At 59.6% G+C, this 25,640-nt stretch carries 22 protein-coding genes and 4 tRNA genes; 12 read left to right on the plus strand and 14 right to left on the minus strand.

The window, feature by feature from the left end:
- Positions 1-80: 80 nt before the first annotated feature.
- Both C9383_RS26235 and C9383_RS26240 read left to right on the plus strand, forming a co-directional pair.
- Positions 81-1,229, plus strand: coding sequence for a TDT family transporter (locus tag C9383_RS26235; RefSeq protein WP_090365892.1), 1,149 nt, complete (start codon positions 81-83; stop codon positions 1,227-1,229).
- Positions 1,230-1,312: 83 nt separating this feature from the next.
- Positions 1,313-3,187 (plus strand): MFS transporter, encoded by a 1,875-nt coding sequence (locus tag C9383_RS26240; protein WP_090365890.1) that lies wholly within the window; start codon positions 1,313-1,315, stop codon positions 3,185-3,187.
- A 102-nt stretch (positions 3,188-3,289) separates the two neighbouring features.
- Here C9383_RS26240 and sugE read toward each other — a convergent pair whose 3' ends face one another.
- The 3 genes from sugE to rdgC form a co-directional block, all read right to left on the minus strand.
- A complete protein-coding gene (gene sugE, locus C9383_RS26245; protein WP_090365889.1) occupies positions 3,290-3,604 on the minus strand; it encodes a quaternary ammonium compound efflux SMR transporter SugE in 315 nt (104 codons plus the stop codon).
- 106 nt (positions 3,605-3,710) lie between these two features.
- The gene (locus C9383_RS26250; protein ID WP_090365887.1) at positions 3,711-4,676 is read right to left on the minus strand and encodes a bile acid:sodium symporter family protein; all 966 of its coding nucleotides are present in this window, start codon (positions 4,674-4,676) and stop codon (positions 3,711-3,713) included.
- Positions 4,677-4,760: 84 nt separating this feature from the next.
- A complete protein-coding gene (gene rdgC, locus C9383_RS26255) occupies positions 4,761-5,681 on the minus strand; it encodes a recombination-associated protein RdgC (protein ID WP_060756961.1) in 921 nt (306 codons plus the stop codon).
- Positions 5,682-5,840: 159 nt separating this feature from the next.
- Between rdgC and C9383_RS26260 the strand changes: the two genes are divergently transcribed.
- The 4 genes from C9383_RS26260 to C9383_RS26275 all read left to right on the plus strand — a co-directional run bounded on the left by C9383_RS26260 (position 5,841) and on the right by C9383_RS26275 (position 6,360).
- Positions 5,841-5,916, plus strand: a tRNA-Val gene (locus tag C9383_RS26260).
- Between the two features lie 19 nt (positions 5,917-5,935).
- A tRNA-Asp gene (locus C9383_RS26265) sits at positions 5,936-6,012 on the plus strand.
- Between the two features lie 176 nt (positions 6,013-6,188).
- Positions 6,189-6,264, plus strand: a tRNA-Val gene (locus tag C9383_RS26270).
- A gap of 19 nt (positions 6,265-6,283) precedes the next feature.
- Positions 6,284-6,360 (plus strand) — tRNA-Asp (locus C9383_RS26275).
- 79 nt (positions 6,361-6,439) lie between these two features.
- On the opposite strand, the gene C9383_RS26280 is transcribed toward C9383_RS26275, so the two are convergent.
- Positions 6,440-7,954 carry an MFS transporter gene (locus tag C9383_RS26280; protein WP_090365886.1) on the minus strand — a complete coding sequence of 505 codons (1,515 nt, stop codon included), beginning with the start codon at positions 7,952-7,954 and terminating at the stop codon, positions 6,440-6,442.
- 103 nt (positions 7,955-8,057) lie between these two features.
- On the opposite strand from C9383_RS26280, the gene C9383_RS26285 reads away from it, so the two are divergent.
- Positions 8,058-8,960 carry a LysR family transcriptional regulator gene (locus tag C9383_RS26285; RefSeq protein WP_090365884.1) on the plus strand — a complete coding sequence of 301 codons (903 nt, stop codon included), beginning with the start codon at positions 8,058-8,060 and terminating at the stop codon, positions 8,958-8,960.
- A 313-nt stretch (positions 8,961-9,273) separates the two neighbouring features.
- Here C9383_RS26285 and C9383_RS26290 read toward each other — a convergent pair whose 3' ends face one another.
- Both C9383_RS26290 and C9383_RS26295 read right to left on the minus strand, forming a co-directional pair.
- Positions 9,274-10,437 (minus strand): catalase family protein, encoded by a 1,164-nt coding sequence (locus C9383_RS26290; protein ID WP_090365883.1) that lies wholly within the window; start codon positions 10,435-10,437, stop codon positions 9,274-9,276.
- Complete coding sequence (locus tag C9383_RS26295) at positions 10,434-12,245, minus strand: di-heme-cytochrome C peroxidase (protein ID WP_090365881.1); 1,812 nt, start codon at positions 12,243-12,245, stop codon at positions 10,434-10,436. The genes C9383_RS26290 and C9383_RS26295 overlap by 4 nt, the downstream gene beginning before the upstream one ends.
- A 248-nt stretch (positions 12,246-12,493) precedes the next feature.
- Between C9383_RS26295 and bamJ the strand changes: the two genes are divergently transcribed.
- The 4 genes from bamJ (at position 12,494) to C9383_RS26315 (ending at position 14,817) form a co-directional block, all read left to right on the plus strand.
- On the plus strand, positions 12,494-13,234 hold the full coding sequence (gene bamJ / locus C9383_RS26300) for a BamJ family beta-barrel-assembly machinery protein (RefSeq protein WP_060756966.1): 741 nt from the start codon (positions 12,494-12,496) through the stop codon (positions 13,232-13,234).
- Positions 13,235-13,558: 324 nt separating this feature from the next.
- Positions 13,559-14,014: a YkvA family protein gene (locus tag C9383_RS26305; protein ID WP_090365879.1), complete on the plus strand. Its 456-nt coding sequence runs from the start codon at positions 13,559-13,561 to the stop codon at positions 14,012-14,014.
- Positions 14,015-14,110: 96 nt separating this feature from the next.
- Complete coding sequence (locus C9383_RS26310; RefSeq protein WP_090365878.1) at positions 14,111-14,449, plus strand: helix-turn-helix domain-containing protein; 339 nt, start codon at positions 14,111-14,113, stop codon at positions 14,447-14,449.
- Entirely contained in the window at positions 14,446-14,817 is a 372-nt protein-coding gene (locus C9383_RS26315; protein ID WP_005786715.1) for a hypothetical protein, read from the plus strand. Before C9383_RS26310 ends, C9383_RS26315 begins: the two co-directional genes overlap by 4 nt.
- On the opposite strand, the gene C9383_RS26320 is transcribed toward C9383_RS26315, so the two are convergent.
- The 8 genes from C9383_RS26320 to C9383_RS26355 form a co-directional block, all read right to left on the minus strand.
- Positions 14,814-16,583 carry a bifunctional diguanylate cyclase/phosphodiesterase gene (locus C9383_RS26320; protein WP_060756999.1) on the minus strand — a complete coding sequence of 590 codons (1,770 nt, stop codon included), beginning with the start codon at positions 16,581-16,583 and terminating at the stop codon, positions 14,814-14,816. The two genes, C9383_RS26315 and C9383_RS26320, sit on opposite strands and share 4 nt — an antisense overlap.
- 119 nt (positions 16,584-16,702) lie before the next feature.
- The gene (locus C9383_RS26325; RefSeq protein ID WP_232966038.1) at positions 16,703-18,784 is read right to left on the minus strand and encodes a carboxy terminal-processing peptidase; all 2,082 of its coding nucleotides are present in this window, start codon (positions 18,782-18,784) and stop codon (positions 16,703-16,705) included.
- A gap of 424 nt (positions 18,785-19,208) precedes the next feature.
- A complete protein-coding gene (locus C9383_RS26330) occupies positions 19,209-19,862 on the minus strand; it encodes an HAD family hydrolase (protein ID WP_090365874.1) in 654 nt (217 codons plus the stop codon).
- Between the two features lie 30 nt (positions 19,863-19,892).
- A complete protein-coding gene (locus C9383_RS26335; RefSeq protein WP_090365872.1) occupies positions 19,893-20,882 on the minus strand; it encodes an ABC transporter ATP-binding protein in 990 nt (329 codons plus the stop codon).
- On the minus strand, positions 20,879-21,679 hold the full coding sequence (locus tag C9383_RS26340; RefSeq protein ID WP_060756971.1) for an ABC transporter permease: 801 nt from the start codon (positions 21,677-21,679) through the stop codon (positions 20,879-20,881). The genes C9383_RS26335 and C9383_RS26340 overlap by 4 nt, the downstream gene beginning before the upstream one ends.
- On the minus strand, positions 21,666-22,511 hold the full coding sequence (locus tag C9383_RS26345; protein WP_090365870.1) for an ABC transporter permease: 846 nt from the start codon (positions 22,509-22,511) through the stop codon (positions 21,666-21,668). Before C9383_RS26345 ends, C9383_RS26340 begins: the two co-directional genes overlap by 14 nt.
- Positions 22,508-23,314, minus strand: coding sequence for an alkaline phosphatase family protein (locus C9383_RS26350; RefSeq protein WP_090365868.1), 807 nt, complete (start codon positions 23,312-23,314; stop codon positions 22,508-22,510). The genes C9383_RS26345 and C9383_RS26350 overlap by 4 nt, the downstream gene beginning before the upstream one ends.
- A gap of 177 nt (positions 23,315-23,491) precedes the next feature.
- Positions 23,492-24,559 (minus strand): ABC transporter substrate-binding protein, encoded by a 1,068-nt coding sequence (locus C9383_RS26355; protein ID WP_060756974.1) that lies wholly within the window; start codon positions 24,557-24,559, stop codon positions 23,492-23,494.
- Between the two features lie 352 nt (positions 24,560-24,911).
- Between C9383_RS26355 and C9383_RS26360 the strand changes: the two genes are divergently transcribed.
- Positions 24,912-25,625, plus strand: a complete 714-nt coding sequence (locus C9383_RS26360; RefSeq protein WP_090365867.1) for a UTRA domain-containing protein — start codon at positions 24,912-24,914, stop codon at positions 25,623-25,625.
- Positions 25,626-25,640 lie beyond the last annotated feature (15 nt).

Raw genomic sequence — 25,640 nt, forward strand, 5'->3', positions numbered from 1 at the left:
TAGAGAAATTACCCGTTATATAGATATTCGATCAGGTTCTATGATGGCTTCAACCTCATACGAGGAAGAGGATTATCAACATGAGCTGCGCGAATACCCCAAGCTACAAACCCTTCAGTCACCTGACCCGGCCGCGGGAAGTGATTCGTCAATTCACGCCCAACTGGTTTGCCGCCACCATGGGCACCGGCGTGCTGGCACTGGCGCTGGCACAACTGCCCGTCAACGTGCCGGGCCTGTACGCCGTCGCCGAAGCGTTGTGGATGTCTACCATTGGCCTGTTTGTAGTGTTCAGTGGGTTGTACGCCGCGCGTTGGGTGATGTATTTCCAGGAGGCGCGGCGGATTTTCGGGCACTCCACGGTTTCGATGTTCTTCGGCACCATTCCCATGGGGCTGGCAACCATTCTCAACGGTTTGTTGCTGTTCGGCCTGCCGCGGTGGGGCAGTGACGTGCTGCCGTTGGCGCAGACTCTGTGGTGGTTGGACGTCGCGATGGCCCTGGCGTGCGGCGTGCTGATTCCGTTCATGATGTTTACCCGGCAGGAACACAGTATCGACCAGATGACCGCCGTCTGGCTGTTGCCGGTCGTCGCGGCTGAAGTCGCCGCAGCCAGTGGTGGCCTGCTGGCGCCGCACTTGGCCGACGCCCATGGGCAACTGGTGATGCTGGTGACCAGCTACGTATTGTGGGCATTTTCGCTGCCGGTGGCGTTCAGCATCCTGACTATCCTGATGCTGCGCATGGCGTTGCATAAACTGCCCCACGCCAACATGGCTGCGTCGAGCTGGCTGGCGCTGGGCCCTATCGGCACCGGCGCACTCGGTATGTTGCTGCTGGGCGGTGATGCGCCGGCGATCTTCGCGGCCAATGGCCTGCCCGGTGTCGGCGAGATGGCCAACGGCCTGGGCCTGGTGGCGGGCATCACGCTGTGGGGCTTCGGTTTGTGGTGGTTGCTGATTGCGGTGTTGATCACCCTGCGTTACCTGCGCGCCGGCATTCCATTCAACCTCGGCTGGTGGGGTTTCACCTTTCCGTTGGGGGTGTATGCCCTGGCCACGCTGAAGCTGGCGAGCGTGTTGCATCTGGGGTTCTTCAGTGTGTTTGGCAGCGCGCTGGTGCTGGCCTTGGCGCTGATGTGGCTGATCGTGGCCAAGCGCACCGTGCAGGGCGCCTATAAAGGTGAGCTTTTTGTTTCACCCTGCATTGCAGGAATAGGGAATAAGTAAGCGGGTTTAGGTAAAGTCGTGGCCTGTCTCTTTATAAAAGCCTTCGGCAATAAAGCCTATCAGGCCACGCAGGAACACGGACGATGAGCCACCCCTCGCAATTCACCTTGCTGCGCACGCGGCGCTTCTTGCCGTTTTTCGTCACCCAGTTGCTGGGTGCCTTCAACGACAACATCTTCAAGCAATCGCTGATCCTCGCCATTCTCTACAAACTCACCATCGACGGTGACCGCTCCATTTGGGTCAACCTCTGTGCGCTGCTGTTTATCCTGCCGTTCTTCCTGTTTTCGGCGCTGGCTGGGCAGTTTGGCGAGAAATTCAACAAGGATGCGTTGATCCGTGCGATCAAGATCGGTGAAATCGTGATCATGGCCGTGGGTGCCACGGGCTTTCTGTTCAATCATCTGGAGCTGATGCTGCTGGCGCTGTTTGCCATGGGCACGCACTCGGCGCTGTTCGGCCCGGTGAAATACTCGATCATGCCCCAGGCCCTGCATGAAGATGAGTTGGTCGGTGGCAATGGCCTGGTGGAGATGGGCACGTTCCTGGCGATCCTGGCCGGCACCATCGGCGCCGGGATCATGATGTCGTCCGCGCATTACGCGCCGGTGGTGTCAGTAGCGATCGTCGGTGTGGCTGTACTGGGTTACCTGGCCAGCCGCAGCATTCCACGGGCGGCGGCTTCTACGCCAGGCTTGCGGCTGAACTGGAATATCTTCAGCGAGTCCTGGGCCACCTTGCGCCTGGGCCTGGGGCAGACGCCGGCGGTGTCACGCTCGATCGTGGGCAACTCGTGGTTCTGGTTTGTCGGGGCGATTTACCTGACGCAGATCCCGGCCTATGCGAAGGAATGGCTGTACGGCGACGAAACCGTGGTCACGCTGATTCTCACCGTGTTCTCTGTGGGTATCGCCCTCGGCTCCATGCTCTGTGAAAAACTCTCCGGGCGTAAGGTCGAAATCGGCCTGGTGCCGTTTGGCTCGTTTGGCCTGACAGTGTTTGGTTTGTTGCTGTGGTGGCACTCTGGTGGTTTCCCGCAGAACGTCCAGCCCAACGACTGGCTGGCGGTACTCGGTCATGGCCAGGCCTGGTGGGTGTTGTTCGATATTCTCGGCCTGGGCGTGTTCGGCGGTTTCTATATCGTGCCGCTGTATGCGTTGATCCAGTCGCGCACCGCCGAGCATGAGCGGGCGCGGGTCATCGCGGCCAACAACATCCTCAACGCGCTGTTCATGGTGGTGTCGGCGATCGTGTCGATCCTGTTGTTGAGCGTGGCCAAGCTGTCGATCCCCGAGTTGTTCCTGGTGGTGTCGCTGCTCAATATCGCGGTCAATACCTACATCTTCAGGATTGTCCCCGAGTTCACCATGCGGTTCATGATCTGGCTGCTCAGCCATTCCATGTACCGCGTCGAGCATCGCAACCTGGAAGCCATTCCGGATGAAGGCGCGGCGTTGCTGGTATGCAACCACGTGTCGTTTGTCGATGCGCTGCTGATTGGTGGCGCGGTGCGTCGGCCGATTCGCTTCGTGATGTACTACAAGATCTACCGCTTGCCGGTGCTGAACTTTATCTTCCGCACGGCAGGGGCGATTCCGATTGCGGGCCGCCATGAAGATATCCAGATCTATGAAAAAGCCTTCACGCGGATTGCCCAGTATCTGAAGGACGGGGAGTTGGTGTGCATCTTCCCGGAAGGCAAGTTGACGGCCGATGGCGAGATGAATGAGTTCCGTGGCGGGCTGACGCGCATTCTGGAGGAGACGCCGGTGCCGGTGATTCCCATGGCGTTGCAGGGGTTGTGGGGGAGTTTTTTCAGTCGCGACCCGAACAAGGGGTTCTTTCATCGGGTCTGGTCGCGGGTGGTGCTGGTCGCGGGTGCACCGGTAGCGGTGGAGGCGGCGACGCCTGCGCGGTTGCAGGAAGTGGTGGGTGTGTTGCGAGGGAGTGTCAGGTAGTTTTGTGTGGGGTGTACTGGCCTCATCGGGAGCAAGCCCCCTCCCATACTTGGAATACATTCCAAGTATGGGAGGGGGCTTGCTCCCGATGGCGGCAGTGGCCTAAGTGCTGATCTTGAGCCCAACGAGCCCGCAAATGATCAGCGCCACACTGGCCAGCCGAAACAGCGCCATGGATTCACCAAACAGGATGATCCCGGCGATCACCGTACCCACAGCTCCCACGCCGGTCCAGACCGCATAGGCGGTGCCCAATGGCAGCTCCTTCATGGCCAGCCCGAGCAAGCCGAGGCTTAAGGCCATCGCGGCAATCGTCAAGGCGGTGGGTAGCGGTTTGCTGAAACCATCGGTGTACTTCAAACCGACAGCCCAGCCGACTTCGAACAAACCCGCAAAAAACAAAATGATCCAGGACATGCTGACCTCCCATCTATTGGTGGGGTCGTCCCCTGGTTGAGCGCCGCAAAGCGTCGCGAGGTCGTCCCCGCGAAGCTCGGTAGAGTGCCGAAAACGGATCGGACGATCAAGTTTTCGGTTGGGTCTCCAATGCGCTGCGGTCGGCCTTTTCGCTCATGCGACGGAAATAGGTCGAGAGCAACGCTCCAGAGATATTGTGCCAGACGCTGAACAGCGCACTGGGCACCGCCGCCAGTGGTGAAAAGTGCGCACTGGCCAGCGCAGCGCCCAGCCCGGAGTTCTGCATGCCCACTTCCAGCGCCAGCGATTTGCGCTGCGCCAAGGGCAGTTTGAACAACCGGCCGGTGAAGTAACCCAGCAAGTAGCCGAAGCTGTTGTGCAACATCACCACCGCCATGATCAGCAGGCCGGACTCGGCGATCTTCGCCTGGCTCGCCGCAACCACTGCCGCGACGATGATCACGATGCTGACCACCGACACCAGCGGCAGCACCTCGACCGCATGGCGCACCCGCTCGCCCAGTACGCGCTGCGCCACCACGCCAAGCACGATGGGCAGCAGCACCACTTGCAGGATCGACCAGAACAACTCCATGAACGACACCGGCAACCAGGCCGAGGCCAGTAACCAGATCAGCGCAGGAGTGAGCAGTGGGGCGAGGAGGGTGGTGACGGCGGCGATGGCCACTGACAGCGCCAGATCGCCCCGGGCCAACCAAGTCATCACGTTGGAGGACGTGCCGCTTGGGCAGCAGCCGACCAGGATCACCCCGACGGCTATCTCCGGCGGCAGGTGGAACGCCTGGCACAAGAGCCAGGCCACGCCCGGCATGATTACAAAGTGCGCAACCACGCCCAGTGCCACGCGCCAGGGATGACGTGCGACCTCGGCGAAGTCTTCAAGTTTGAGGGTCAGCCCCATACCGAACATCACCAGGCCCAACAGCGGGACAATGGCGCCTTTCAGCCCGATGAACCAGCTGGGCTCCAGGAAGGCGAGCACGGCAAACAACAACACCCAGTAAGCGAAGGTATTGCCGACGAAACGGCTCAAGGCGGCGAGTGCGCGCATGGGGATGTCCTTGTTATTAGAGGCTTGGCGTGACACTGCAATCAAATGTGGGAGGGGCCTCCCACATTCTGATCGTCAAACGGCTTAAATGCCCTGCGGGGTTTCTTCACCGCCCAGCGCTTCAACCAGTGCCGGCAGGAAGTCGCCAAACGTCAGCATCATCAGGGTAAAGCTGGCGTCCAGTTGCCCCAGGGCCTCGTCGCCCCCGTCCTGTTCTGCCTGGTCTTGCAGCAGGTCTTCGAACTTCAGGCGCTTGACCGTCATCTTGTCGTCGAGCATGAAGGACAGCTTGTCCTGCCACGCCAGGGCCAATTGGGTCACGACTTTGCCGGTGCTCAGGTGCAGCTGGATTTCTTCGCTGGTCAGGTCCTGGCGTTTGCAGCGCACGATGCCACCGTCTTCGTGGGTGTCACGCAGTTCGCATTCGTCGAGGACGAAGAAGTCATCGGCCGGTTTCTGGGTGGTGACCCAATCGGTCATGATTGCAGTTGGTGCGGTTTTCACCGTCAGCGGACGTACCGGCAGGGTGCCGATCACTTCACGCAGGGTCGACAGCAGGTCTTCGGCACGTTTCGGGCTTGCCGAGTTCACCAGGATCAGGCCCTGTTTCGGCGCGATGGCGGCGAACGTCGACGAGCGACGGATAAACGCGCGTGGCAGGAAGGCCTGGATGATTTCATCCTTGATCTGGTCGCGTTCCTTCTTGTAGACCTTGCGCATTTGCTCGGCCTCGATCTCTTCGACTTTCTCTTTGAGTGCGTCGCGTACCACGCTACCCGGCAGGATGCGTTCTTCCTTGCGCGCGGCGATCAGCAGGAAGTCACCGCTGATGTGTACCAGGGGAGCGTCTTCACCTTTACCGAAAGGCGCGACGAAACCGTAGGTGGTCAACTCCTGGCTTGCACAAGGGCGCGCCAGTTTGGTGGCCATGGCCGCTTCCAACGCCTCGGCATCAACAGGCAGATCTTGGGTCAGGCGATAGATAAGCAGGTTCTTGAACCACATGGGGTGAGTCTCTCCTTTATACAAAGGGGGGCATTATTCTCTTGATAGCGTCCCAGGCCAACCCTGCCTAAGCCATTGGAAGGGCTCAAAAAAAAGATTTAAGAAAGTGCTTGCCAGACCTTGGGTCGCTCCGTAGAATGCGCGCCACACCGAAACGAAGGGTGATTAGCTCAGCTGGGAGAGCATCTGCCTTACAAGCAGAGGGTCGGCGGTTCGATCCCGTCATCACCCACCATTCGCTTCATGTGTTACGCGCAGCGGTAGTTCAGTCGGTTAGAATACCGGCCTGTCACGCCGGGGGTCGCGGGTTCGAGTCCCGTCCGCTGCGCCATATTCGGTAACCTGGAACACTGAACGCCAGGTCACCAGAAAAGCCCGCTCATCGAGCGGGCTTTTTTCTGCCCGAAATATGGCAAAAAATCGTGGGATAAACTTTTTTTAAATAAATTGCATTTAAATCAAGACATTACGATTTTTTGGTGTATGATGCGCCCACACCGAAACGAAGGGTGATTAGCTCAGCTGGGAGAGCATCTGCCTTACAAGCAGAGGGTCGGCGGTTCGATCCCGTCATCACCCACCATTCGCTTCATGTGTTACGCGCAGCGGTAGTTCAGTCGGTTAGAATACCGGCCTGTCACGCCGGGGGTCGCGGGTTCGAGTCCCGTCCGCTGCGCCATATTCGGTAACCTGGAACACTGAACGCCAGGTCGCCACAAGAAGCCCGCTCATTGAGCGGGCTTTTTTTTGCCTGTCATTCAGCTCAACGACTTAATGGCTTGCTTCGCCGCAATCGGCGCGATATCCCGGCGGCCCAGGAACACGAAAACGACCATTGCCGTGAGCAGGGTGAGTGCCGCCAGCCATTGCAGCAACGTGTCGAAGCTTTCCAGGTAGGCCGTACGTAGCAACGCCAATGGAATGTTCGCACTGGCGTGCAGCGTATCGCCCATGACCAACTGTTGGGCTACCACTGAAGCGTCCTGCGCAGCCATGGCATTCAGATGATGCGCGACCAGCGTGCTCAACGCCGCCAAGACGATAGCCAATGCGACACCCTCACTGGCCACCCGGGTTGTATTGAAGATGCCCGCCGCCATCCCCGCCCGTTCCTTTGGCACCACACTGATCGCCAGGCCATCCATCAGGCCCCATGGCAGGCCAGTACCGATGCCAATCACCAGCATGGCAACGACGGTCTGCAGTGGATGACCGGGCGTTCCCAGGCTCAACCCATACAAGCCCGCTGCGGCGATCAAAAAACCAATCGCACACAGCATTCCAGCCGGCAGCCAGCGCGTCAGCATCGCAGCGATCATGGGCACTACCAGCATCGGCGCCGACAGCGCCAGCATCATCAGGCCTGCCTCAAATGCACTGGCGCCTTCGACACCGATAAACCTCAGTGGCAGCAATACCACCAGTACGATGTAGCAGTAACAGGTGCCTATCGGTAGCAACTGCACGCCAATGAAGCGCGCAAAGCGAAACAGCCGCAGATCCAGCATCGGTTGGCTTGCGCGGTTTTCAACGAGGATAAACATCAGTAAGAACATCACCGCCGCTGTGAGCAGGGCTAGCGTCGTCGTTGAGGTCCAGCCTTGGTGCGGCGCCAGGATTACCGCTGTGGTCAGGCTCACCAGCATGGCCGAAAACATCAGGATGCCGGCCAAGTCCAGGCGGCGTGCTTGCGGGTCGCGGCTTTCACGCATTTTGGGTGCGGCGAACAGCAGCGAGAGCCCCGCCAGCATGGCCGTGGCTATAAAAATCGCGCGCCAGCCCCACTGTGTGATCAGCACACCCGAGATCAGCGGGCCAAAGGCCAGGCCCGCGCCGAAAGTGGTACCCAACAGGCTGAAAGCGCGCGTCCTGGCATGCCCGTCAAATTCCTGCGCCAACGCCGCACTGCCGCTGGCCAAGGCGATAGCCGCCGCGACACCCTGCACGCCGCGTAATACGTCCAACCAGAAAATATCCGGCGCCACGGCCAGCAGCAGGGAGGTCGTTGCAAACAGCGCCATTCCCCACAAGAACAGGCGCTTGCGCCCATAAAGGTCGGCGAGTGTACCCGCCGCCATCAGCAAGCTGCCGAAGCTGAGCATGAACGCATTGGTTATCCAGGCCATTTGTGTGGGATGGGCAGCGAACGCTATTCCAATAGACGGCGTCGCCACGGCGCCTCCGGTGAAGCTCATGGGTAAAACCAGAGCGGCCAGGCAGATCGCGATCAGGATGGCATAGCCGCCCTGAGCCGCAGTGGAGGGTGTGTTCATGGAAATTCCCGTTGGTCTATAAAGATGAAGACTCTAATCAGGATGTAATTCATGATAAACAGGCAGGAATTCCACTCATAGCGGAACAAAAGGATGCAATGCTGTGACCGATAACCTTAGTGGTGTGATCGCCTTCGTGAAGACTGCACAGGCTCTGAGCTTCATTGGCGCGGCGCGAGTTTTGGGAGTTTCCGCCTCCGCCGTAGGCAAAAACGTCGCCAAGCTTGAGGCTGAGCTCAATGTGCGGCTGTTGCATCGCAGCACCCGTAAAGTCAGCCTTACCGTCGAGGGGCAATTGTTTTATGAGCGCTGCCGGAAAATCCTCGATGATTTGCAAGACGCCCGCGCCATGCTCTCCCATGCCATCCAGGCGCCGCGTGGCAAGTTACGGGTCAGCCTGCCCACCATCGGTTATCGCTTTCTCCTGGCGCATATGGTCGCGTTCCGGGAGGCCTACCCGGAAATCGAGTTGGAGCTGGATTTCAACGATCATCTGGTGGACGTGATTGAAGAAGGCCTCGACGTAGTGATTCGTAGCGGAGACTTGGTCGACTCGACATTAATGGCGCGTCGGCTGGGGCCGTTCCGCTTTGTCATGTGTGCATCGCCCGAGTACTTGCGAACCCACGGCCGGCCCGAAACGCTCACTGACCTTGAGCACCACCCCTGCCTGCGTTATCGGTTTGCCACTACCGGTAAAATAATGGAGTGGACGTTGTCCGCCAATCCGGCGATCACCCAGTTGCGCCTGCCCACCGCGATGACCTTGAACAACATGGAAGCCATGCTCATGGCCGCCATCGACGGCCATGGTATCGCCTATATGCCGGATTTCCTGGCCCGGGAGGCGTTGGCCAGGGGGCAGTTGGAGACCGTGCTGAACGGGCATTCCAATGACCAGGGCCAGTTCTGGGCGCTGTGGCCCTCCAGTCGTCATCTCTCGCCGAAAATCCGTGCGTTCGTGGATTTTGCCGCTGAACGCCTGTTCACCACCCATCAAGAGTGAGGGCGGCGGCTGATTTCTACGATCAGCTTATTTGGCTTTCTTTTTCTTCTCGCCGCGAGTGGCAAGCAGTTCAAAGCAAAATGCGGCGGTGCCGAAGAGCGCGATCATTGAGAGGACGACCATACCTAAAGTTGAGCTTTCCACGATGACTTCCTACGGGTTGAGGGGTAGGAGGTGACGGTAGAGTCTGTGGGGTGGGTTGCTCAATAGGGGTGACGTAATCGTTATGCCGAGCAGGCGATCTATACGGATTCTTTGCGGGTTACCGTGTCCCTGTCCGTTACCTCGATAACGGATAGGGACACGGACAACATTACAAGTTGCGGCTATGCCGATAGTCACTGACCGCCTCGTACACCGCCTTGCGCAAGCGGTTGATTCCCCCGATCGGCCGGTGCGCCTCCAGCCCGAACCACGGGTTGAACGACTGGTTGTCACAGGCCAGGTTCAAGGCCGGTGTGTCAAAGTCCTGCGCGGGAATCCGCACCTTGGCCACGGTTTCATAGGGCGCATCGCTTTCCTTCCATTCGATGCTGGTGTCTTCGATCGGCATGAATTTCTGCGGGTTCTGCCGCTGAATCTGCAATACAAAACAGGCTGGTACACGGTCGGTAGACAGTTGCTGGTTCAAGGCGCTGCGCAGGAAATTCGGCAGGTCCTGGTTCTGTTTGGGGAGCACATACTCCGGGCAGCTTTGTGGGTCGGGGGCGACGCGGAATTTGGCATTGGCCGCGCCGAATTTGTACGGTGAAACTGAAAAGTAGGTCGCCTGCGTCGGGCTCGCCGGTGCCGGCGCCAAGGTCGCCAGGGCGATAAACAGATGGCGTACCTGCCAACTGCGAGGGTCGGCTTTGGGGAAGAACGCCAGGACCTTTTTGCCGTCGGCCTGGGCGCCGATGTTCTGCGCGTATTCCGCCACATCACTGACAAAGAAATTTGGGTGGCTGAACATCACGAAGTCTTGTTCCGTGCGTGCTTGCTGGTCCGCCATCAATTGTTTGCCCGGTACATCCAGCAGCTTGAGCGCCATGCCCCGAGCATCGCGAATGCTGTCGAACTGTGGGTAGGCATTGCCGTTGGACAGCCGCATCTGCGCCTGCCAGGTCTTGCCCGGCTCGGCGAACACACCTTGGCGCAAGGCGGGGTCGAGGTCCGCCAGTACGCTGACTTCGGCCTTCACGCAGCCATGGGCCTTGGCGTGGGCATCACGCAGATAGCGCGTGCCTTCGCGGTGTTGGTCGACAATCCGTACCGCCGTCTGGATGATGCCCTGGGTCATGGCCGCTTCACCGGCCGGGATCTGCTCGTTCGGCGACACCGGGCCACTGTGCTGCCAGGCGAACCAGGCAGTGGCTCCCAGCCAGCCGAGCACGCCCAGGCCGATCAGCCACAACAGGGTTTTGCCGAGAAACCGGCCCAGGCGCAGCCAGAGACGTGCGAGCAGCGAGCGTTCGTTGTATTGGGATCGAATCATCATGGCAATTGTTGCTCCAGCGGGCCGCCCAGCACTTTGAGGTATTCCAGCAGCGCCCAGCGTTCTTGTGGCTGCAGGCTACGGCCGATCACGCCGTTGCCGCGTTGACCGGCGCGGAATTCATGGCCGCTGTTGTGGTTGCCGGTGATTTTGGTATCGAACAGGAAGGCGTTCTTGAATGCAGCGGTTTCAAAGCCCAGGTGGCGCGGGTCGTAGTTGAAGGTGCCTTTATAGAACGTGGTGCTGCGCTCGTCCTGGGGCGAAAGCAATTGATAGATCGTCGGCACCGAGCCGTTGTGCAGGAACGGCGGGGTTGCCCAGACGCCGGCCAGCGGGCGTGCCTTGTAGGCGCGCAGTTCGCGCACACCGATAGGCAGGCCGAAGCCGTCCAGGCCCGGGCGTTCGGCCGGGGTCACACCGGCAGCGCGGTAGGCGTGCTCTTCGACGAAGGCGGTGACGTAGGCCAGGCCCTGGGCCACGGACATCTTTTTCAAGTCCATCGGTTCGGTCGGGGTCGGGTGCAACTGGACATCGAGCTTGGCCAGTTCCGCCGGGTCCCATTGCAGGGCGCTCAGGTCATAACGGTGGTCGGCGATGTTGCTTGCGGCGGTTGGGTCGGTGCCGATGTATTCGACCGGGAGCATTTTCAGTTGCTGCACCGGGCGTCCCGTTTCCTGGCTGACGGCGGGCACATGGCAACCAGCGCAGTTCTCGGCGAACAGGGCGCGGCCCTGGGCGGCGAGGGGTTTGTCGATGGCACCGAACAGGTCTTCCGGCCAGGTCGGCGGCTTGAGGTGTTGCAGGGTTTCTTCAATCAGGTTCAGGTCACGCACGCGCACGCTGGAAGGGTAGCGGGCGTCTCCCTGCAGCGGCTGGCCGGCGTTGTCGAAGAAATTCAGAGTGGCGCCGACGCCGAGGGCTTCGCCGATATTGCGCGCCATGGGTTGCTGGGCTGAGCCGTTCCATTGCACCCAATCGAAGGTCCAGATATCCCACAGATGGGGGTAGTCCACGGGGGCGTTGGCGATGCGGTAATTGTCCGGTGAAATCGCGTCGCCGAAACTGGCATTGGCAATACGGCCAAATGCATCGGTGCGGCCAGGACCTTCTTCGGTGGGATAGAGGCCACGGTGGGTGTCGTTCCAGGCGACTTTGAGGAACTGGTCCAGGGACTGCTTGAAGTCCGCGCGCAGTTGTTTCTTGTTGTTGTCGTCGTAATCGAAACCGAGCACTTCCCGGGCAAAGCGCTCGAACTTCCAGGGGTTGTAATACGTGGCGGCAAGGCTGGCCACCAGGGCCTGGCCGAAACTGCCGCCACGCAAGGTGGGCACGCTGGAAGGCAGCACATGTTGAGCCGAGCCACCGTCTACGCGCAGGGCCTGGCCTTTGAAGTGCAGTTCGCCGGTGTGGCAGGCGGCGCAGGTGATATCCAGATACTCCACTTTGCTGTCGGCGTTCTGATGCCGGGCGAACCCCACGGGCAGGTTGCCAGGGTTTTGCGTGGTGGGCACCTGCTTGGGATCGACCAGGAAACCGAAGCGTGCCAAGTATTCGGGCGTGGCAAAGCGCTGCTCCGAGAAGGGCAGTTCCAGGGCTGTGAACCAGTTGTAATGCAGGCCCTTTACCTGGGTGCCCTGGGGCGTGAAGTAGTAGGTCTGACGGTCGGCGGCACTCCATTGATCCTGGTAATGCACCTGCTGCACGGGCACGTAGTCCGGCAGTCTGGGGTTGACGGTGTAATAGAGCACCACGGCCAGGAGCAGGCCCAATGCCAGGAGTATCAGGAGTAAAACACGGGAAAAAATGCGCAAGATAACTATCCTTGTCGAGGGGTAGCGCTCTTATGCCATCACCCCACGGGGGCGGCAAGTGGCCATGAGCGCGGTTACAGGTGGTCCCGCGATCCTTCGCGGACCCCCATGATGAATGAAAATGCTTTTAAACACGTGAACTTATCAGAAGTTTCCCGCTCAGATGCCGGTAGCCATTGGTCGTGGCCGCCTGATAAGCTCGCGACTTTAATTCGATTGCCCTTTTGGCGCATGAACAAGGAAATAGCATGAAACAGCATCGGTTGGCGGCGGCGGTGGCCCTGGTTAGCCTGGTACTTGCGGGTTGTGATTCGCAGACCAGCGTAGAGCTGAAAACCCCGGCGCAGAAAGCTTCCTACGGCATCGGCCTGAACATGGGCAAAAGCCTTGCTCAAGAAGGCATGGATGACCTGGACTCCAAAGCGGTAGCCCAAGGTATCGAAGATGCCGTCGGCAAGAAAGAACAGAAGCTGAAAGATGACGAACTGGTCGAAGCGTTTGCCGCACTGCAAAAACGTGCTGAAGAACGTATGACCAAAATGAGTGAAGAGTCGGCAGTTGCCGGCAAGAAATTCCTCGAAGAAAACGGCAAGAAAGAAGGTGTGGTCACGACCGCTTCCGGTCTGCAGTACAAGATCCTGAAGAAGGCCGACGGCGCTCAGCCCAAGCCGACCGACGTAGTGACTGTTCACTACACCGGTAAGCTCACCAATGGCACCACCTTCGACAGCTCCGTAGATCGCGGCAGCCCGATTGACCTGCCGGTCAGCGGCGTGATCCCGGGTTGGGTCGAAGGCCTGCAACTGATGCACGTGGGTGAGAAGGTCGAGTTGTACATCCCTTCGGACCTGGCCTACGGCGCACAAAGCCCGAGCCCGGCGATTCCGGCCAACTCCGTGCTGGTATTCGACCTGGAACTGCTGGGTATCAAGGACCCGGCCAAGGCTGACGCCCCTGAAGCACCTGCTGCACCAGCCGCCAAGAAGTAATCGGCGCTTGAACACACAACGCCCCGTTTTGACGGGGCGTTGTTGTTTCTGCATATTGGCGAAACGCCAACCCTCCGTTCGTGCAGTGAATCTGATCGAACGTCCGTTGTGCCGCGCAGTCTGAACTAAGACTCAAGCATGGGTAGCCGCACATCAACGTCAAGTCAATGAAATCTTGGGTTTTTTTAATGTGCGCAAAAAACGCCCGATCTAACTGAAAGCCTTGTAAACAGAGGGTTTCAGCCATGAAAAAAGGCTCTGTTCACAAGGTTATCCACAATTTGTGTGGATAACCTTTTCTGTCGTCTGGAACTGGAGTGACGAATGAAACCACCCTTCAATTTCACCCGTTTCCTGCCCATGGCTGCGCGCCTGCTCGGCCGCGGCCGCTTGCCCACCTTGCTGTTTGCCGTTGCGGCCAAGGGGTCGAGCCAGGGCAATCGCCTGGGCAAGCTCAAGGATGATCTAAAGCTGCTACAGGCCCTGTGCCTGGCTTACTGGCGTGGCGAATACCGCGCCATCAGCCCAAAGGCACTCATCTCGGTGGTGGCGGGGCTGATGTACTTCCTGAGTCCGATTGACGCGATCCCGGATTTTATCCCCGTATTCGGTATGCTGGATGATATCGCCGTGCTGGCATGGCTCATGAAGACCCTGGACGGCGAACTGGGCGCCTTTCGCACCTGGCGTGACGCCCAGCGCCCCGAAAAGCTGGCGGTGGTTGAGCGCCTGCCGGCGACGCCTGCGCTGCTGGCCGAGGAAAACCCGCAAAAAAACTGACGGTGCTTATATCCCCCTGCGACCTTTGTGGCTGTTAGGATTACACTTCTAAGGAAAGAACTTACTTAGTAAGTGTTGTTATCCTACGGGGCAGTCATGGATATTCAGATCATTTCACGCGATGGCGAACCCGAATACGCGGTGTTGCCATGGGACCAGTACCAGGCGCTGCTTAAAGCTGCCGGCCAGCAACAACCCGCACCGACTCCATCTTCTGCCACCCAGGCCACGCCTGATCAGGCTTTGCGTCCGCTCGCCGAACTGCGCGGCTTGCGTGAAGGCAAGGGCCTGGCCATCGAAGCCCTGGCCCGTACCGTGGGGATCAGCCCCTCGTATCTTGGATTGATTGAAAGTGGTGAGCGCCAGCCGGATGCCGCTATCCGCCGCAGCCTGGCCTGGGAATTGGGCGTTGCAGGTTGGAGGGATGAATCTTGAGCCTACGTATCAGTCGTCAACACTGGGATGGATTACTCAACGAGTTGGACCAGGCGCGCCGCCAGCGCCATTTGCTGACCTACCGCGCGTTGCTGGAGCGCCTGCAGTTTCCAACCCCTGCCATGCAAACCCTGGCTGCCGCTCTCGAACACCTGGCGGCGCTGGATGCCAAGGCCGAGCAGCCGTTGCGCAGTTCCCTGGTGATCAGCCAGGGCGCCAGCCGCCTGCCACGTACCGGTTTCTTTGAGTGTGTAGAGCGCCTGGGGCGCTTCAGTGGGCCATCCGATGGCGTGGCCGCTGCCTCCTGGCATGCCTCGGAAGTGGTGCGGGTATTCGAATACGAGTACCCGGAATCCGCCGAGGCTTAAAGCGCCTGGGGCAGCGTCTCCACGCTGTCGATGACATGGATGCTGTAACCGGCCACATTCTTGGCATGGTGTTTGGCCTGGGAGGCCAGCTCCGCCAACTGGCTGGCATCCAGTTGTCCACAGGCCTGTGGATAGAGATGCACCACGCCAATGGATAGCGACAGCAGCGCAAACTCCTGACGTATGCCCTGGCGGTTCAACGCCACGAAACAGCCGGCCTCCAAGTGTTCGGCGCGATAGAAGCGTCGGCATTGGGTGTGGAAATCATCCAGCAATTGGTTGAGCCGCTTGCGCCAATCCTGCGGGCCGAGCACCAGCAAAAAATCATCACCGCCAATATGCCCGACAAAGTCTCGGCTGGGGTCGATCCGGTCGTTCAGGCATTGCGCCAGGCATAGCAGTACCTCATCTCCACGTCCGTAGCCGTAGATATCATTGAACGGCTTGAAACTGTCGATATCCACGTAGCAAATCACCGACTCACGTTGTTGCTGCAGCAACCGCGTCAGGCACTGCTGGATGGGCACGTTGCCCGGTAGCAGAGTCAGCGGATTGGCGTAGCGTGCCTGCTGGATTTTCAGCTCGGTGATCAGCTTGAGCACATCGATCACCCGGCCCAGGCCCAAGTAGTCCCCATTGAGGGTGATGATGAAATCTTCTTCGATGCGCTGCCGTGCGCGGCTGGTCAACAGGCGGCTGACTTGCTGAAGCGACTGGCTCAACTCCACGGCCAGAAAGTCATCGCTCATCAAGCGGCTGATGGGCTTGCGCGCGAACAGATCGGTGGCGAAAGGCTTGAGCAGCGCATCGGACAACGAGTGTCGATGCACAATGCCGACCGGGTGGCCACGCCGGTCCAGTACGGCCAGCGAGTTCAGGTTGGCCTGGCGGCGAAACGACTCCAGCACCTGGGCGGTGGCGGTGTCTTGGTCCACCGCAGGTTGTTCGTTGAGCAGGGCGCTGAGGTCGCTGCCTTCTTCGCTGAGGGCGGTGCTGGCACTGTCTTGCTTGGGCAGCATCAAGTGTGCTTCTTGCGGCGGATGTTCCTGGGGCCGGCAGAGCAGATAGCCCTGGACCAGGTCGACGCCCATCTCCGTCAATACCGCGAGTTCTCCAGGCAGTTCGATGCCCTCGGCAATGACCTGGGCATGGGACGCCCTGGCGATTTGCAGGATAGAGCCGACGAATTCGCGCTTGAGTGCGTCCTGGTGAATACCGTCGATAAAGTGTCGGTCGATCTTCACGTAGTCCGGGCGCAGTTCCGACCACAGGCGCAGGCTGGAATACCCGGCGCCCAAGTCATCCAGGGCAATGGCAAAGCCCATGTCGCGGTAATGGTGCAGGGCGGTTTGCAGGAGTGCGAAATCGTCGGTGGGTGTCTGTTCGGTCAGCTCGATGACCACCTGGCTGGGTGGAATGCCGAAATCGCGCAGCAGTTGCAGGGTACGGCCTGGCTGGTGCGCGGTCTCCATCAGGGATTCCGGCGAGATATTCAGGAACAGCTTGCCCGGCAGCTTCTGCTCGCTGAAGCGTCGACATGCACTTTCGCGGCAGGCCATTTCCAGCTCACTGAGTCGCCCCGTTTGGCTAGCCACCGAGAACAGGGCGACGGGGGAGTGCAGCGGGCTATTGGAGGGGCCGCGGCTGAGGGCTTCATAGCCGAGGATGCGTCGCTCGGACAGGCAGATGATCGGTTGGAACAGGCTGTGCAAACTGCCATGAGCGAGAATAGAGCCCAATGCATTCAGCTGTTCGGTCATGGTCATGGCGATCTCGATCGAAAAAAAAGGACCGCAGGCATGGAGCCTGCGGTCCTTCATTTCACGACAGAATAATGTCTATATGATGACACTCCGTAGGGTGTTCAACATTAAATCGCCATCATTTACTGTTTGGCCACCTGTTTGCTGAGCTTGAGGTAGTCCAGCAGGACCCGGCCGGTCTCGGCCAGGTAAGCGTCGTCTTCCGGCTTGGTTTTTTCCGCCTCGGCCGGCAGCGCATCTTCATCTTCTTTCTTCAGTTCCTTGAGCGGGTCTTCGCCCTTGGCCTTGCGGCGGATGTTTTCCAGCACAAGTTGCTGATTTTCGATGTCGGTGTGCTGCGCACGGCGGTCCGCTTCATTGAGGCTGACGGTTTTTTCTTCCATCAGCTTCTTGGCCAGGGCCAGTTTGTCGCGGATGAACACGAACTCGGCATCCTTGGCGGAGCGAGCGTCATGGTCGGCCTTCAACTGCGCCAGGTACGGTTTGAACGGGTCCGACGCCGGCTTGATGGCCGGGCGGATGGTGTCCCACGGCATCGCTTCGGGCAGGGCGCTCTCGCCGATTTCCTTGGTGTCGATGATCGACGGGAAGTCGATATCCGGCAGCACGCCCTGATGCTGGGTGCTCTGCCCGGAAACCCGGTAGAACTTGGCCAGCGTCAGCTTGAGCTCGCCATGGTTCAGCGGTTGAATGGTCTGCACGGTGCCCTTGCCGAAGGTCTGGCCGCCGATGATCAGCGCACGGTGATAGTCCTGCATGGCACCGGCGAAAATCTCCGAAGCCGAGGCCGAAAGACGGTTGACCAGCAACGCCATCGGCCCTTTGTAGAAGGCCCCCGGGTTCTCGTCTTCCAGCACATCGACACGGCCATCGGCGTTGCGTACCAACACGGTCGGGCCTTTGTCGATGAACAGGCTGGTCAGCTCGGTCGCTTCCTGCAGAGAGCCGCCGCCGTTGTTGCGCAGGTCGATGACCACGCCGTCGACTTTCTCTTTCTGCAGTTCTGTCAGGATTTTCTTAACGTCGCGGGTGGTGCTCTTGTAGTCCGGGTCGCCGGCTCGGAAGGCTTTGAAGTCGAGGTAGAAGGCCGGGATTTCAATCACACCCAGCTTGTAATCCTTGCCATCCTGCTTGAGCTTGAGGATTTTCTTCTGCACCGCCTGGTCTTCGAGCTTCACCGCCTCGCGGGTGATCGACACGATCTTGCTGGTCTGGTCGTTCGGTGCATTGGTGTGCGGAATCACTTCCAGACGCACCACGCTGCCTTTCGGCCCACGGATCAGCTTCACCACTTCGTCCAGGCGCCAGCCGACCACATCGACCATCTCTTTGTCGGCCTGGGCCACACCGATGATCTTGTCGGCCGGAGCGACTTGCTTGGTCTTGTCTGCCGGGCCCGCCGGTACCAGACGCACAATCTTGACCTGGTCATTGTCGCTTTGCAGGACGGCACCGATGCCTTCCAGCGACAGACTCATGTTGATATCAAAGTTTTCTGCGTTATCCGGCGACAGATAATTGGTGTGCGGGTCGTAGGACATCGCAAAGGTGTTGATGTAGGCCTGGAAGATATCTTCGGCGCGGGTCTGATCCAGACGTGCCAGCTGATTCTTGTAGCGCTTGGTCAACAGCTCTTGAATGGCCTTGGGCTCTTTGCCGGCGATCTTCAAGCGCAGCACTTCGTCCTTGACGCGTTTGCGCCACAGGTCGTCGAGGGCGGCGGTGCTGGTCAGCCAGGGCGCGTCCTTGCGATCCACCAGAAGGGTTTCCTTCTGGGTGAAATCAAGCTTGTCGACGCCCTTGTTCAACTCTGCCAACGCGAAGTCCAGACGCGCTTTGACGCGGTCCAGGTAGCGCTTGTAGATGGTAAAGCCGGGCTGCAGGTCGCCGCTCTTGAGGAAGTCGTCGAACTGCGTCTTCCACTTGTCGAACTCAGCGATATCGCTGGCCAGGAAGTAGCTGCGCGAGGGATCCAGCAGCTTGAGGTAGCTGTCGTAGATGATCACCGAGCGAGCATCGTCCAATGGCGGCTTGCTGTAGTGATGGCGCTTGAGCAACTCGACGACGTTAAGGCTGGCAATCACCTCATCGCGATCAGGCTGAAGGTTGTCCCAGCTGTTGGCTGCGAACGTATTGGTCGACATCGACGCGAAGCCGAGACCAATGAAAAAAGCGAGGGCGGTGCTGGGGAACAAATGCTTCATGCTGATTCGACGCGGGGGCAATTGATAACGCATATTAGGCCGTCTTTGAGGGAGCCGGTTCCATATGGTCCGGTCGCATAATGCAAAAAGCCCGGCGCTACTGCTACGGGCTCAGTCCGGAGTCACTATGGAGGCACTCTGAAAGCATTGCAAGGCGTTGGAGATCATACGGATTGGTTAGAGGATTCCAGTCCTACCTGTAACGTAGGTCAAGTTCGCCTCTGTGAGTCTGAATCGCGACAGTTTTGAGCCTTTATCTCGGGTTTGACTAAAACCGGGTTGGGGTTGGAATGCGACCCGCCATGTGGGAGGGGGGCTTGCTCCCGATGGCGGTGTCTCAGTGAAGAATGTTTCATCTGATGCCCGCCATCGGGAGCAAGCCCCCTCCCACATGTTGACTGGGATTACAATTCCCGAGGCAGTGTCAGACCCAATGATGGATCGGCCAGCCGGCCTGTTCGGCATGGGCCCGCAGCACCGGGTCTGGGTTCACCGCCTGTGGGAACTCGACTTTGTTCAACAGCGGCAGGTCATTGCGCGAATCCGAGTAGAAGTACGCACCCTCCAGTGTTTCACCTTCCTGTTCCAGCCACTCCAGCAAACGGGTGATCTTGCCTTCGCGATACGTCAGTACCCCCACGGTCTGGCCGCTGTACACGCCATGCTTGATGTCCAGTTCGATGCCCAGCACTTCGTCGATACCGATGCGTGCCGCAATCGGCTTCACCAGGTGGGTGCCCGACGCGGAAATCACCAGGATCCGGTCGCCCTTTACACGGTGGCGGGCGATGGTCTGAGTGGCATCGCTGTAGATCAGCGGTTCGATCACATCTTCAACCCACGGCTCCACCAGATGCTCGATTTCTTCCGGCGTGCGGCCGATCATCGGCTCCAGGCTGAAATCCATGAAGTCTTCCATGCGCAGCTTGCCTTGGCTGTAGGCGTCCATCAGATCGTTGTTCCTGCGCATGAACGAATCAGGGTCGACCCAGCCCAGCCGGCCCATCTGTTCGCTCCACAGGGTGGCGCAGTCACCGTGGATCAAGGTGTCGTCCAGATCAAAAATTACCAATGCCATCCGTTACGCTCTCTCAAGTCAATCGTTGCATCAGGCTACTTCACACAATGCACTGGGGTCGATGGAAAGTGCCAGGCGCTGCCCATCCGGGTGCAGGTCGTCGGCCGAGCGGTTGAGTACGTCCACCACCAGCTCCACGCCGCGCGCTTCAATGCGGTAGCGAATCACGTTACCCAACAGGCTGTGGCTGCGCACCATTGCGTCCAGCTCGCCGCTGCGGCTCAGTTCGATGGCTTCGGGGCGAATCGCGATGCGCCCGCTGATCGGGCGTTGCAGCAACTGGCTGGCCTTGTCGGCGTCGAGCAGGTTGTAGTTGCCGATAAAACCGGCGGCGAATACGTCCACCGGCGCGGTGTAGAGGGTTTCGGCGTCGCCGCTTTGCACGATCTTGCCCTGGTTCATCAGGAAGATGCGGTCGGACATGGTCAGCGCTTCTTCCTGGTCATGGGTCACAAAGATCGTGGTCAGGCCCAGTTCACGCTGGATCTGGCGGATCTGCTCGCGCAGGTGCTTGCGAATCCGCGCATCCAGTGCCGACAGCGGCTCATCCAGCAGCAACAGGCGCGGGCGGGTCACCAGGGAACGCGCCAGAGCCACGCGCTGGCATTGCCCGCCGGACATCTGGTGCGGGTAGCGGCCGGCCAGATCCTTGAGCTCCACCAGCTGCAGCACTTCCTGCACGCGCTTGTGGCTGTCATCGGCGTTGACCTTTTGCATGCGCAAGCCGAAGGCGACGTTTTGCTCCACGGTCATGTTGGGGAACAGCGCATAGCTTTGGAACACCATGCCGATATTGCGTTTCTGCGGGCTCAGCGGAACGATGTCCTGCCCGTCCAGCAGGATTTTCCCACTGTCGACCGAGGTCAGCCCGGCGATGCAGCGCAGCAAGGTCGACTTGCCGCAACCGGACGGGCCGAGCAGGGTGACGAACTCGCCCTTGGCGATCTCGCAGTTGATGTCGCTGAACACCGGGGTGCCTGCGTAGCCTTTTTGCAGATGTTGGACGCTGACGAAGCTCATTGGCTTTTGTCCTTGTTCAAGATATTGGCGGCCCAGGTCAGCACCAGCACAAAGAAGAAATAGGAAATGACGACGGCGCTGGTGAAGTGGCCGCTGCTGTTGCGCATGTTGTTCAGGTACACCTGCAGGGTCTCGTAGCGGGTACCCACCAGGATGTTGGCGAACACGAACTCACCGAACAGGAACGAGAACGACAGCAGCAGCGCAACCATCAGACCCTTGCGCAGGTTTGGCAGCACCACCAGGATCGCCGCCTGCCAGGTGCTGGCGCCGAGCAGTTGGGACGCGTCCATCAGGTCGCGCAGGTTGATGGCCTGCAGGTTGTTGGTGATTGCCCGATACATGAACGGCAACGCCACGGTGAAGTAGCAACCGATCAGAATCCACGGCGTGCCCACCATCGCCAGCGGCCCCGAGCCGTAGAGTTGCAGCAGACCTACCGACGACACCACCGGCGGTACCGCGAAGGGCAGCAGGATCAGGATATTCATCAAGGCGTCGAGCTTGGGGAAGTGGTAATGCACCACGAACAGCAGCGGCAGAATCAGCACCACCGACAGGATCAGCGCGCCCACGCACACCACCAACGACTGGCCGAAGGCCGCCAGGAAGCGTGGGTCGCTCCACAGTTGCACGTACCATTTCACGGTAAACCCGGCGGGCAGGACCGTCGCCGACCAACTGCTGGCGATGGAGTAGACAAAGGTGCCTACCAAAGGCAGCACCAGGATCGCAAACAGCAGGTACACCACGACCCGATGGTAGAGGGAGGCCGGGCCGGCTTCAGCGCGAGACATGGTAGCTCCTCTTGAGCAGCAGTTGATGGACCACGGTGACGACGGTCATCAGCGCCACCAGTACCACGGCCAGGGCGCTGGCCATGTTCGGGTCCAGGGAGATGTCGCCGGAGACCATCGCCGCGATACGAATCGGCAGCACGTTGAAGTTGCCGGTGGTCAGTGCGTACACCGTGGCATAGGCGCCGAGGGCATTGGCCAGCAGGATCACGAAGGTGCCGAGCAGCGCCGGGGTGAGCACCGGCAGGCCGATATGCCGCCAGAACTGCCAGCCGCTGGCGCCGAGCAGCGAAGCCGATTCGCGCCAGTCTTCACGCAATGCGTCGAAGGCCGGGTAGAGCAGCAGCACGCCCAGTGGAATCTGGAAGTAGGTGTAGAGAATGATCAGGCCGGTCTTGGAATACAGGTTGAAGTCCTGAATGATCCCGGCCTGCTTGAGCATGATCGTGATGCTGCCGTTGAAGCCCAGCAGGATGATGAATGCGAACGCCAGGGGCACGCCGGCAAAGTTGCTGGTCATATTGGCGAACGCCGTCACGAAGTTGCGCAGGGGCGAGTCCACGCGGCGCAACGAATAGCTGCCGAGCACCGAAATGATGATGCCGAACACGCTGGAGTAGAAGCTGATCTCCAGGCTGTACTGGATAGCCTGCAGGTAGAACTTTGAACTGAAGATCTTGGTGAAGTTGGCCAGGCCCCAGCCGAACTCCTCCGATTGCAGGCTATTGACCATGACCCACACCAGCGGGGCGATCTCAAACACGATGAAGAACAGCGCAAACGGTACCAGGCACAGGATCGCCAGCCATTTGCCACGGGTTATGGCGTTCACTTCAACAGCTCCCGGCAGACAGGTTTGTCGTGGGGCACACCGAGCAGTTCGCAGACGGTGCAGCACAGTTCGGTTTGCTTGGGGCTTGCCGTGGCACTCAAGTTGAAGGCCGAGCCCAGTACGAACAGCGGCACTTCCCGTTCTTCCGGCAGCAGGCCATTGTGGGAGCGATCGTTGTTCATGCCATGGTCGGCGGTCACCAGCACCTGGCAGTCGGCGTCGAGCCAGCCCTGCAGGTAGTCGGCGAGGATGATGTCGGCCGAGCGTGCGCTGTTGCGGTACGGCGCGCTGTCGAGGCCATGCTTGTGGCCGGCGTCATCTATGTTCATCGGGTGCACCAGCAGGAAGTCCGGTGTGTGCTTGCAGCGCAGGCTTTCTGCGTCGGCAAACAGGTGGGAATCGGGGTAGTGGTCATTCCAGTAGAAATGCCCGTGCTGGATCGCCAGCGCCTGGTCGTCGGTATGACGATCACGGGAGGCAATGAAGGGCGTGCGGTTATACAACTCGCTGACCCAATGGTAAGCCGCCGCCGCAGTGGTCAGCCCGGCGTCGGTGGCGTAATGGAAAATGCTGCGTTGATTGGACAGGCGTGAAACGTTGTTGTGCACGATGCCGCTGTCGATCGGAGGGACACCGGTGAGGATGCACTCATACAGCGGCCGCGAGAGCGACGGTAATTCACATTCCAGTTTGTAAAGCGCTGCGCGTCCTGCGCCGATGTAGGCCTGCAGATGCCCCATGGCATGTCGGGCGACCTCGTAGTTCAGGCCGTCGAGCACCACAAGGATGACGTTGTGCTTCATAGGGGGAGAGGCTCCGCAACAGTTGGGCTTGACTCGATTTTTGTGATAGGGGGCTGGCTCCCGATAGCGCAGGATCAGCCAATGTATGTGTTGAATGACACACCGCTATCGGGAGCAAGCCCCCTCCCACACAAGCTCGCACCCACATTGGATCTCCATCCAATGTGGGTTGAAGCCTTACTGCATATTGATGATGACTTCTTCCTGCCACTTCTGCGGCAGTGCCTTGGAGGTTTTCTCCCAGGCTTCGGCATCTTTGATCGGCGTGACTTTTTTGTACTGCTCGTTCGGCAGCAACTTGGCCTGAACCTCGGCAGGCAGGGTCAGGTGCTCGGCACGGATCGGACGTGCGTTACCGCGTGCCAGGTTGGTCTGGCCGGCATCGCTGAAGATGTATTCGCGAGTCAGTTTGGCGGCGTTCGGGTGCTTGGCGTATTTGTTGATGATGGTGGTGTAGCCGGAAATCACCGAACCATCCGATGGGATCAGCACCACGTAATCATCCGGGTTGGCCATCTTGGCCTTGTAGCTCAGGCCGTTGAAGTCCCAGACCACGCCCACTTCCACTTCGCCTTTTTCCATGGTGGCGATGGTCGGGTTGGCCAGCGACAGGCGGCCTTGCTTGGCGATTTCCGCAAACATCAGCAGTGCCGGCTGGATGTTTTTCTCGTCGCCACCGTTGGCCAGGGCGGCAGCCAGTACGCCGTTGGCGGCCTGGGCGGCGGTGCTGACGTCACCAATGGAAACCTTGTATTTACCGGTCTTCAGGTCAGCCCAGCTTTTAGGGGCTTCGGAACCGTGCAGCAGCTTTTTATTGACGATGAAGGCGATGGTGCCGGTGTAGGCCAGGGCCCAGTTGCCGTCTTTGTCTTTGGCCCAATCCGGGACCTGTGCCCAGGTGCTCGGTTTGTAGGGTTGGGTCACACCCTGTTTGACCGCGATCGGGCCGAAGGCGGCGCCGACGTCACCGATATCGGCGCTGGCGTTGTCTTTTTCGGCGGCGAACTTGGCGATTTCCTGGGCCGAGCTCATGTCGGTATCGATGTGCTTGAGGCCGTAGGTCTTGGCCAGGTCATCCCAGGTGCCTTTCCAGTTGGCCCAGTCATCGGGCATGCCGACGCTGTTGACGGCGCCTTCCGCTTTCGCGGCGGCTTCCAAGGTTTTCAAATCGGTATCAGCGGCCATGGCGGCGGTGCACATGGCAATGGTCGAGCCTAACAGTGATGCCAGGAAAAGCTGTTTCATCCGAAGCTCCTTTGGGCGTTTTCAACGCTGCGTTTTTTATCGACGTTTGCGGTGGTGTTGGTCTAGGTCAGCAATACCTGAGCCAATCTAGGCGTACTGGATGACAGTTTCATGTCGATGTCGTTTTTACATCCTCGATGTCGCTCACTTCAGACTCAGCGTAGACCATGCTCAAGTGCCCGCAGGCCCTGGACTTGGCCGATGTATTGCAGGGTGTGGAGCAGGGCGGCGGCACGGGTTGTCATCTGCCGGTCATCTGTAGTGCCTACGCTGGCAGGCAGCAGTGGAAGCCCGAATACAGCGCGGTTTATGCACCTGAACGGTGCTGGTCTAGTCCAGATAGGTAACGTTGATGCGTGATGAGGCAATCAAGGCGGTGACATCCATCGGCCTGGCGCTGCAAGAGCAGATCGACCATGGCCTGTTGGCGCCTGCGAGTAAATTGCCCGCCGAGCGCAAGCTCAGCGAGTTGTTTGGTACCACCCGCATTACCGTGCGGGAAGCCTTGTTACAACTGGAAGCCCAGGGCCAGATCTATCGTGAGGAGCGCCGTGGCTGGTTTGTCTCGCCGCCGCGGCTGGCCTACAACCTGATGCAGCGCAGTCACTTTCACGCGATGGTCAGCGACCAGGGGCGGGTGGCGTCGACCGAAGTGATTTCTGCGCGCCTGCAACCGGCCTCTGCAGCCGTGTGTGCGTGGTTGCAGTTGCCGGCGCTGTCCAGCGTGATTCAGATTTGCCGGGGCCGGCGCATTGATGGGCGTCTGGTGTTGTATGTGGAGCACTACCTGAACCCGCAATACTTCCCGGGGATCCTGGCGTGCGACCTGAACCAGTCAATGACCGAGCTGTACGCACGCAAGTACGACCTGCATTACGGCCGCGTTCGCTTCGAGATCGTACCGACCTCCTTGCCGGTGGAAGCCGCCGCCGCGTTGCGCGTGTCGGTCGGTAGCCCGGGCCTGCGGATTGCCCGGGTCAATTATGACCAGCATCAGCGGTTGATCGACTGCGACCTGGAGTTCTGGCGGCACGATGCGATCCATGTGGGCGTGGATGTGGTTTAACGGTAGTGAGCGGGC

It is taken from the genome of Pseudomonas palleroniana, assembly GCF_003031675.1.
Taxonomy (GTDB): Bacteria; Pseudomonadota; Gammaproteobacteria; order Pseudomonadales; family Pseudomonadaceae; genus Aquipseudomonas; species Aquipseudomonas palleroniana.

Coding starts and splice junctions, on each gene's coding strand:
- C9383_RS26310 (WP_090365878.1), top strand. CDS start 14,111: ATGGATATTCAGATCATTTCACGCGATGGCGAACCCGAATACGCGGTG.
- C9383_RS26305 (WP_090365879.1), top strand. CDS start 13,559: ATGAAACCACCCTTCAATTTCACCCGTTTCCTGCCCATGGCTGCGCGC.
- C9383_RS26290 (WP_090365883.1), bottom strand. CDS start 10,437: ATGATGATTCGATCCCAATACAACGAACGCTCGCTGCTCGCACGTCTC.
- C9383_RS26235 (WP_090365892.1), top strand. CDS start 81: ATGAGCTGCGCGAATACCCCAAGCTACAAACCCTTCAGTCACCTGACC.
- C9383_RS26320 (WP_060756999.1), bottom strand. CDS start 16,583: ATGACCATGACCGAACAGCTGAATGCATTGGGCTCTATTCTCGCTCAT.
- bamJ (WP_060756966.1), top strand. CDS start 12,494: ATGAAACAGCATCGGTTGGCGGCGGCGGTGGCCCTGGTTAGCCTGGTA.
- C9383_RS26330 (WP_090365874.1), bottom strand. CDS start 19,862: ATGGCATTGGTAATTTTTGATCTGGACGACACCTTGATCCACGGTGAC.
- C9383_RS26250 (WP_090365887.1), bottom strand. CDS start 4,676: ATGCGCGCACTCGCCGCCTTGAGCCGTTTCGTCGGCAATACCTTCGCT.
- C9383_RS26280 (WP_090365886.1), bottom strand. CDS start 7,954: ATGAACACACCCTCCACTGCGGCTCAGGGCGGCTATGCCATCCTGATC.
- C9383_RS26350 (WP_090365868.1), bottom strand. CDS start 23,314: ATGAAGCACAACGTCATCCTTGTGGTGCTCGACGGCCTGAACTACGAG.
- C9383_RS26240 (WP_090365890.1), top strand. CDS start 1,313: ATGAGCCACCCCTCGCAATTCACCTTGCTGCGCACGCGGCGCTTCTTG.
- rdgC (WP_060756961.1), bottom strand. CDS start 5,681: ATGTGGTTCAAGAACCTGCTTATCTATCGCCTGACCCAAGATCTGCCT.
- C9383_RS26335 (WP_090365872.1), bottom strand. CDS start 20,882: ATGAGCTTCGTCAGCGTCCAACATCTGCAAAAAGGCTACGCAGGCACC.
- C9383_RS26360 (WP_090365867.1), top strand. CDS start 24,912: ATGCGTGATGAGGCAATCAAGGCGGTGACATCCATCGGCCTGGCGCTG.
- sugE (WP_090365889.1), bottom strand. CDS start 3,604: ATGTCCTGGATCATTTTGTTTTTTGCGGGTTTGTTCGAAGTCGGCTGG.
- C9383_RS26355 (WP_060756974.1), bottom strand. CDS start 24,559: ATGAAACAGCTTTTCCTGGCATCACTGTTAGGCTCGACCATTGCCATG.
- C9383_RS26340 (WP_060756971.1), bottom strand. CDS start 21,679: ATGTCTCGCGCTGAAGCCGGCCCGGCCTCCCTCTACCATCGGGTCGTG.
- C9383_RS26325 (WP_232966038.1), bottom strand. CDS start 18,784: ATGAAGCATTTGTTCCCCAGCACCGCCCTCGCTTTTTTCATTGGTCTC.